At 42.8% G+C, this 3,097-nt stretch carries 3 protein-coding genes; 2 read left to right on the plus strand and 1 reads right to left on the minus strand.

What is annotated here, in order from left to right; genetic code table 11:
* On the plus strand, window positions 1-616 hold a 616-nt coding region (locus RMO52_RS12940; RefSeq protein WP_310414782.1), incomplete at its 5' end, for an FAD-binding domain-containing protein.
* A 57-nt stretch (window positions 617-673) separates the two neighbouring features.
* On the opposite strand, the gene RMO52_RS12945 is transcribed toward RMO52_RS12940, so the two are convergent.
* The gene (locus RMO52_RS12945; RefSeq protein WP_310414784.1) at window positions 674-2,182 is read right to left on the minus strand and encodes a hypothetical protein; all 1,509 of its coding nucleotides are present in this window, start codon (window positions 2,180-2,182) and stop codon (window positions 674-676) included.
* 506 nt (window positions 2,183-2,688) lie between these two features.
* On the opposite strand from RMO52_RS12945, the gene RMO52_RS12950 reads away from it, so the two are divergent.
* Window positions 2,689-3,015 (plus strand): translation initiation factor, encoded by a 327-nt coding sequence (locus tag RMO52_RS12950; protein ID WP_310414787.1) that lies wholly within the window; start codon window positions 2,689-2,691, stop codon window positions 3,013-3,015.
* Window positions 3,016-3,097: the final 82 nt, after the last annotated feature.

Genomic DNA, 3,097 nt, shown 5'->3' on the forward strand with positions numbered 1-3,097 from the left:
TAGTCTCGAAGGCTTCATCCGACAGATCGTCGGCTGGCGCGAGTTTATGCGGATTACCTACGAGCGCCGGGGTAGATTCCAGCGCACGCACAACTATTGGGGTTTTACGCGCAAAGTACCCGAGAGCTTTTGGAACGGCACTACGGGGATTTTACCGCTGGATGCGACGATTCACAAGGCGCTCAAACAGGGGTATTGTCACCATATCGAACGGCTGATGGTAGTCGGCAATTTCATGCTCTTGTGCGAATTCGATCCCGATGACGTGTTTCGCTGGTTTATGGAGATGTTTGTCGATGCTTATGATTGGGTGATGGTGCCGAATGTCTATGCGATGAGCCAGTTCGCCGATGGTGGCGGCATGTGTACGAAACCCTATATCAGCGGGAGCAATTATCTGATGAAGATGAGCGACTATCCCAAAGGCGATTGGCAAGTAACTTGGGATGGATTGTTTTGGCGATTTATGCACGTCCATCGCGATTTCTTTCTCACGAATCCTCGCTTGGGGATGTTGGTAAGAACCTTCGATAAGATGGCTCCAGAAAAACAACAGCAGCACCTCACCGCAGCGGAAAAGTTTTTAGATAATTTAGATCTTACAAACGCTAGTTAATAGTTTCTATCGACGCCAGAAACCCGACTTCTCCAAGAAGTCGGGTTTCTATTCGGGCTATGTTTTAGCAACTGGTTTAATTGTATATGTCAGTGACTCACCTTTGGTTGAATTACTCATCCCCAAAGCTTTCCAATCAGGAGGATGACTAAATCCAATATTCACAGATCCATCGGCAGCCTTGGCAGTCCATTTTTCTCCCGGACAAACTTGTGACTGAAGCTGGAAATCTCTCGCTACCAAATCAGCCTTTTCCCCTGCGGCTAATTTAGCTTTTACTTGCCTCACACTAGTCGTCAACTCCCACAATAAGTCTTGCTTCAATACCTTGGGATATTGACTAGTTATGACAACGGGATCGATCGTGTATTCAGCAAAGTCTATTGTCGGTTTTACGCCGCTGTTACCATTTGTCCGACAGATATTTTGCTGACTCCAATAAGCAATACCTTTAGCAACTTCTCGATGTCTATCTACTGCGGCTAATCGGAGAGAAGGACTTACTAAATAGGAGAATCCCGGTATCCAACGTAATGGACTATCATATGTCACCAGCAATCGATCGAACAGAGCTGGATTTTGCAAGAGCTTGTTAGCAGTTATTGACTCATTCTCGATCGCACTAGCCATGTATTTATGACGTTCTTGACCGAATAAATTATTACCCCATCCCTGTGACAATTGTTGATTTAATGCCGCCTGTCGTGAATCGATCTGCCTGACTAATCTTGATATTCTACCTTGTCCAATGAGGCTATACAACTGTCCTATTAGCGACTTTTGAGATCGAACCGATTGCTGAATTTTATCAAATACAATTAAATGCTTAGTAAGATCTGCATTCGGTTGTTGCTGCTTGTCGAGTAGGTTTGCGGTCGTCAAACTTTCAATATTGGTAGTGCTTAAAAAAATTGGTAACTTTGAGAACAGTGAGCTACTTTCTAGACTTAAATTACTTTGTGATGTCCAAGAATTATTCCCCCATTCAGGGATGGGATTATTTGCTAAGTAAGTAACGACCGCCTCTAGATCGGCTTGATGATTGTTGAGATAGGTTAATACTTTATCGGGAACTGGTGCGATCGAGTCTTCATTTTTCTCTAATTGTTGATTAACATAATCTTGTAACGGTCTTTCGATCGATTTCCATTCTGCGATCGCAGCAATTGTTGGTTTAACTTTTACTTCACTACCATCACCAAATACATCTATAGATAGCCCTAATTTAGTCATCAAGGATTGTAACTCGATCGCGGACTCATTCGGTGCAGTTTTAGGATGTTGGCGGACGTAGGTAGCGATCGCTTGCTCGAACGGCTTTTCTTGCTCGGCTGCATACATATTTCCACCGATTAAATAGATGCTCATCGTCAATCCGATCGCACCAATTACCCCAACCCATAACTTACTAAGTTCGTAGCGCGGACGCGATAATTCTTTTTCTAATGCCCGGACTAATATATGTTCGGTGCCAGCTAATTCTCGGACTCGATCGAGTATTTTAGCTGTCTCATGTAAATGAGTTGCAAGTTGAATATTTTTGCCAGATGCTGTTTTGATAGACAAACATCGCATTCCCAGTATTCGATAAGGTTTAATTAATGCGATCTCTTGCCAATTCATGGATATTCGGCGGCCCAGTAAATTTAGCCCAGAAACTCCGACTGGAGTAATGATAAAATTAGATATTTTTATTAATATGTAGGCTACTATAACTTGAATCGCTAATGAACAGACAAATAGCAAAATTGACTTAGCAATAGCTATCGTTAGCGGTACTAACAGAATCAAATATATTATTCCGAAAAAGAACGCACCTAAAACACTAATTCCGATACAGTAAGAAAGATATGGCAAAAATAATAGCTTAAATTTATATTTAACAATATCCTGTGTAGGCTGTTCTGGAGAGATTAATTTTTTGCGCCGCATCAGTCCGTAGCTCACTAGATTACCTAGTAATTATGCCCAAAACGTAGCCAAAGGTATTCAACCCATGCGATGAGGATAGATCTAGCTTGACATTGAGATAAAATTGGATACGGGGCAATCCATAACATACCCACAAAACTATGGCAAAAGACAGTAATAAAATCGCCTACCGCGAATTTGGCGACGAAGAGCCAGATACCGAAGACACCGCCGAACTACCACCCAACCAGCACAAACTCAAGATCGAAGCCTCCCGCAAAGGTAAAGGCGGTAAAACAGTCACCATCGTCAGTGGCTTTCAAGTCTCACCAGAGACACTTACCAGCCTCACCAAGACACTCAAAAATCAGTGTGGTGCAGGTGGCGCGATGAAGGATAATACGATCGAGATTCAAGGCGATCATCGTCAAAAGTTATTGGAGATCGTGACTAAATTGGGCTACAAAGCTAAATTAAGTGGCGGTTAGAAATTGGAGTATTTTTATCGATCGAGAATAATTCAGCCATTGTAGCGATTCGATCGAGTAGGCGATCGGCGTAGAGTGACAA

The sequence above is a fragment of the Chamaesiphon sp. OTE_8_metabat_110 genome (genome assembly GCF_031382685.1).
Lineage (GTDB): Bacteria > Cyanobacteriota > Cyanobacteriia > Cyanobacteriales > Chamaesiphonaceae > Chamaesiphon.

Excerpts from the sequence above, each read along its gene's own strand:
- RMO52_RS12950 (WP_310414787.1), top strand. The coding sequence starts at position 2,689 with ATGGCAAAAGACAGTAATAAAATCGCCTACCGCGAATTTGGCGACGAA.